The organism is Aphanothece hegewaldii CCALA 016 (assembly GCF_003007785.1).
In the GTDB taxonomy this organism is placed as follows: domain Bacteria; phylum Cyanobacteriota; class Cyanobacteriia; order Cyanobacteriales; family Microcystaceae; genus Chroococcus; species Chroococcus hegewaldii.
In genome coordinates this window covers 1-4,360 of sequence record NZ_PXOH01000080.1, presented here as the reverse complement: position 1 = coordinate 4,360, position 4,360 = coordinate 1, and the positions used below count along the sequence as shown (strand labels likewise).

Below are 4,360 nucleotides of genomic sequence, written 5' to 3'. Positions count from 1 at the left end.
GGGTGTTGTCTCTTTCATCTTTATGCCTCAACCTAAAAATCAATCATAGCAATTATTATACAGTTTTTTGCTTAATATTTTTGTTTAAGTACCGCTAGATAATCTCCCTGATCAAGATAACGAGGCGAAGCACCGATAAAAACCAAACTTTTCCACAGAGTGGGACGCTTCAGGGCGGCTAAGGCTCCAATCATGCAACTAGCCGAATGAGCAATGAGTCTGGAGTGTTCCAGTTCTAAGCTATCGCCTATTTGAATTAAATCCTCGGCATAGTCCCACAGGCTCTGATATTGCTGTAGGTTGAAATCATCTCGACTGAGGTAGCTACTACCAATGAGGTCGAATAAAACCAGACGATACTTTTCTTGAAAAGCTGGTAAGACCCAACGCCAAGCGGTCTGTTCGCTGCCAAATCCATGAGCAAAAACTAAGGTTTCTTTGGCGGCTAAATTTCCGCTAATTTGGATGTTATATTTTTTGAGAAGGGAATTCATAAGTGCTTTTTCTGACTTTAAGAAGATTGACCTCTCTTTTGAGTGTTCCCCTCTCTTTATCCTCAACTAACAGTTTTTTGATGACATGACTCAATGAGTTTTGTTCAAGGTCTATCGGCTGAAAGCTTTAACTTGTACAGCTTATAGAGTGTTTGTCACCCCGTTAGCTATACAATACTACCGATTGAATCATAATTAACTTAAAAGCAACCGAGTAGATGAAAGATTTTTCGACTCGCTCAGAGCAATAGCGATCCCTCTTATGTTCGATATTGCCTTACGGTTTGTGCTTTGTACAAATCGGCGGCTGTGAGCTAGACATGGTAGGATATTGAGGGTAAAGACAAGAGCGCGAACAGATCTAGACGTGTAAGATGAAATCATTAATTAACTTTCTATTGATTCTCTAGCGCAATAATTATGCTTGATCGCTCTCCCTGCTATCACTGTAAAGGCAAAGGATTTATTGAAATACGAGACTGTTCAGGTGAAATACAACGTGAAGAAACCTGCGTATTTTGTTCTGGAACAGGGGTGAGTAAAGAACAAAACGATGAAGATTAATAGCGATCGCTAACTCCCAACCATCTTCGCCCTTCAGTCAAGGCAGTTTCTTTTGTGTAATGAAACTTAATACATCTATTCCATCGCCCAGCTTTTGTTTTTTAATCAAGCAAGTTGTCTTTTAAATAATATATTAGTATTATTAAATTAAAAAATAACTAAGCCAAAATTGTTTGAATCATCCCTTTAAGATTTTGCTTGTCAGCATTTTGCAATTGACCTAATTTTTTAATCACTAAACTTTTTTCAAGTGTAGTTATTACAGGTTTAATCACTGAAGGTTTAACTAATCCTGCGGCTAAAAAATCTATAATTTGTAACTCACCAAAACTCAAGGTTAAACTAACTTGACTGGTAACGGCCATAATAATTAAGTCTACTTTCTGTTGATTATAAGCAGTTAAACTGATAACTACGGCTGGTCTTTTTTTGCTCGAGCTTTGATCGGTAAAAGAAAAAGGAACAAGTAGAATATCTCCAAAATTATAAATTATCATAAACTGCATCTTCAGGGTTATTCCAAATTCGACTAAACACAGGTTCAGATAATTTAGTTGAGACAATTGTTAACGGCTGCTCTATCTCTTGTTGATTTAAAGAATCAATAAATTGTTCAAGTTGCTGAATTTGTTCAACCGAGAGTTTTTGAACTTTTTCTAGAAGTCTATTTTCGGCTGCATAATGATTTTTCATAATTAATTTGATAAAAAACTGAGATATTTTATTATTTTAAACCATTTTCGTAAGTTTAGATTAATCAACAATAGCTCAGACAGCAAAATTCTTAATTGCGCTTTTGCCAAAACTCTTAGTTTAGTTTTTCAAGAAAATATTAAGCAAGTTTTCATCTTTTTCAAACAGAAAAGCTGAAAATGCCGATTCGTCAGATTATAGTTAGGTTTTTTTTTAAAACAATAACTGCATCGCCTCACGCAAAAACGCTTGAAAAAGCAGAGAACACTTCAAATTTCAGTCTTTGGATAGGTTGAGAGCTATTAGATAGCCCTTTATTTTAGACTGAATGCGTTTTTGTAAGTTCTTCGACGATGAAATTTATGGACATCTTAATTCAAAGAATTCAAGAGAATATTGGCGATTTGCTCGGACAGAGTATTGGAGTCGGTTTTGCCCTGATTTTTGCGGCAATTGTCTTGTTAATAACCGCTTTTATGGCTAAGTGGGTACGACGTGGAGTGGCTTTGGCGAGCAACCGAACGGCTCTGAGTCTATCTCTACGCTCTTTATTCGTACAGACCAGTTACATTACAGCATGGCTCATCGGTATTCTGATCGCCTGTGTGATTGCTTTTCCCGACCTTCGACTTGGAGATCTAATCGGTCTACTGGGACTGAGTTCGGTCGCCGTCGGTTTTGCTTTTCAGGATATCTTCAAGAACTTCCTAGCAGGGATTTTGCTGTTAATCCAAGAACCCTTCCGAATCGGCGATCAGATCCAGATTGGAGACTATGAAGGAACTGTTGAAGATATTGCGATTCGCTCAACTCAAATCCGTACCTATCAGGGCCATCGCATCGTCATCCCCAATGCGATTGTTTTTACTAGCCCAGTTCAAGTTTTAACGGCTTTTCCTCAACGCCGAACCAACCTAGCATTTGGCATCGACTATCATACTCCCTTAGAAGAAGCGATTCGGATTCTTCGAGAGACGGCATCGAGAGTCGAGGGGGTACTTTTAGAACCTTTTCCTTTAGTCGATGTTGTGGGATTTGGAGAGAGTTCGATTAACTTAGTGATCCGTTACTGGACTAAACCGATGAAAGCAGATACCAATTTAGTGCAGACACGGATGATTATGGCAATCAAACAATCCTGCGAACGTCACAAAATTAGCATTCCATATCCCATTCAAACGGTTTATTGGTTTGAACAAGATCAGCTTCAAAATGACCAACCAACGGTTACACCCAGAAAATGAGCGATTTCAAAGTTAAGTTAAAATTAACTCACTTCAATGCCCTCATTATGCCAAGCAAGAAAATTCAAGTTCTTTCATACACAGTCCGAGCGCACGATCGCACCATCCACACTAGAACCTTTAAGTTCATCTGTTCTTAGTGCAACGAGGTTTGTGACTCGTGAAACCTACGCCACTGCTTATCCTAAATATGAGAATCAGTGTGGCTTAATTTTTTGGCAACAGAACCTTAGATACAGCTAGGATACATAGAGTTGAGTCTTGAGTGAGCGGCCAATGCCAAATCAGAATGTAGATTTAATCCGAACCCTCTTTCAAAGCCGTTTAGCGACTCTTGAGCATCTTTTAAAGTCGGCTCAAGCTCATTTTGGTGATGATGAGTCGTTCCTTCAAAAGCGTATTGCGGCTGATATGTTTCCCCTCGGTACACAAATTGCTTTCACCTGCAATCAACCACGCAATTTTGCTCTCTGGTGTGATGGCCAACCTGCGAATAATCTAGAGCCAGATGTCACATCTCTCGCACAGGCTTATAAACACATCGCAAACACCAAGGAACTTCTTTTGGGTATTAATATTGAAGATGCCAAGTTAGCTGAGATGACGCGCATTTACGAGGGGCAGAGCCTCTACATTGAGTTGTCTGGTCATGCCTATGTCAATGAGTTTTTAATTCCGAACTTTTACTTCCATATGGTTACGGCTTATGACATTCTTCGCATGGCTGGTGTGCCAATTGGAAAACGAGATTACATGATGCACTTGGTACCATTAATCAGAACGGAATGAAGCCTAATAAATCGGCTGGAACGGATTGTGGAGAAACCTTGGTGGTGTTGCAAAAGTTACTTACAGTCGCTCAGTCAAAACGTTGTGCTGCTTTCTTGTTTTAATCTAGATTCGTATCGTATGGTGAATAATTATGAGGGAAAATCAACAGTTTTTACAAAATTTATACGATGCCTTTAACAAACGCGAAATCGAAACAATCATTTCGGTGATGCACCCAGACGTGAAGTGGGGCAACGGAGTAAAAGGCGGTTTTGTTTATGGACGCGACGCGGTACGCGAATACTGGACGAATCAATTTAAGGTGATTCAAGTGCAGCTTGAGACCTTAAAGTTTGAGACGGATCAAAACAATCGAAATGTCGTTACCACTCATCAAATCGTCAGAGATTGGCAAGGCAATTTGCTCTTTCGTGCAACAATTGAGCAAATTTTTATCATTGAGAATGGTTTGATCAGCGTTTACGAGCTTGGCGGTACTGAAACAATTCAAGAAATGATCCCTCTTTTGTTAGATAAGGAAGTAAAATAGAAAAAACAACTGATGGAGAGAAGGAGTTAGAAATGGTAACTCTA

General features: G+C 39.1%; 8 protein-coding genes. 5 read left to right on the top strand and 3 right to left on the bottom strand.

The window, feature by feature from the left end; translation table 11 throughout:
* Positions 1–71: 71 nt before the first annotated feature.
* Positions 72–494, bottom strand: a complete 423-nt coding sequence (locus C7H19_RS24850; RefSeq protein WP_106459588.1) for an alpha/beta fold hydrolase — start codon at positions 492–494, stop codon at positions 72–74.
* Between the two features lie 420 nt (positions 495–914).
* Here C7H19_RS24850 and C7H19_RS24845 point away from each other — a divergent pair, with 420 nt between their 5' ends.
* Complete coding sequence (locus C7H19_RS24845) at positions 915–1,058, top strand: molecular chaperone DnaJ (protein ID WP_106459587.1); 144 nt, start codon at positions 915–917, stop codon at positions 1,056–1,058.
* 158 nt (positions 1,059–1,216) lie between these two features.
* Here C7H19_RS24845 and C7H19_RS24840 read toward each other — a convergent pair whose 3' ends face one another.
* A complete protein-coding gene (locus C7H19_RS24840; RefSeq protein ID WP_181280744.1) occupies positions 1,217–1,555 on the bottom strand; it encodes a type II toxin-antitoxin system PemK/MazF family toxin in 339 nt (112 codons plus the stop codon).
* Complete coding sequence (locus tag C7H19_RS24835; protein WP_106459585.1) at positions 1,542–1,751, bottom strand: toxin-antitoxin system, antitoxin component, Xre family protein; 210 nt, start codon at positions 1,749–1,751, stop codon at positions 1,542–1,544. Before C7H19_RS24835 ends, C7H19_RS24840 begins: the two co-directional genes overlap by 14 nt.
* Positions 1,752–2,113: 362 nt before the next feature.
* Here C7H19_RS24835 and C7H19_RS24830 point away from each other — a divergent pair, with 362 nt between their 5' ends.
* From C7H19_RS24830 to C7H19_RS24815, 4 genes are all read left to right on the top strand, one after another.
* Positions 2,114–2,995 carry a mechanosensitive ion channel family protein gene (locus C7H19_RS24830; protein WP_106459584.1) on the top strand — a complete coding sequence of 294 codons (882 nt, stop codon included), beginning with the start codon at positions 2,114–2,116 and terminating at the stop codon, positions 2,993–2,995.
* Positions 2,996–3,031: 36 nt separating this feature from the next.
* Positions 3,032–3,238, top strand: a complete 207-nt coding sequence (locus C7H19_RS24825) for a hypothetical protein (RefSeq protein ID WP_245927789.1) — start codon at positions 3,032–3,034, stop codon at positions 3,236–3,238.
* 33 nt (positions 3,239–3,271) lie between these two features.
* Positions 3,272–3,784, top strand: coding sequence for a DUF1993 domain-containing protein (locus tag C7H19_RS24820; protein WP_106459583.1), 513 nt, complete (start codon positions 3,272–3,274; stop codon positions 3,782–3,784).
* A 133-nt stretch (positions 3,785–3,917) separates the two neighbouring features.
* Complete coding sequence (locus tag C7H19_RS24815; protein WP_106459582.1) at positions 3,918–4,316, top strand: nuclear transport factor 2 family protein; 399 nt, start codon at positions 3,918–3,920, stop codon at positions 4,314–4,316.
* Positions 4,317–4,360: the final 44 nt, after the last annotated feature.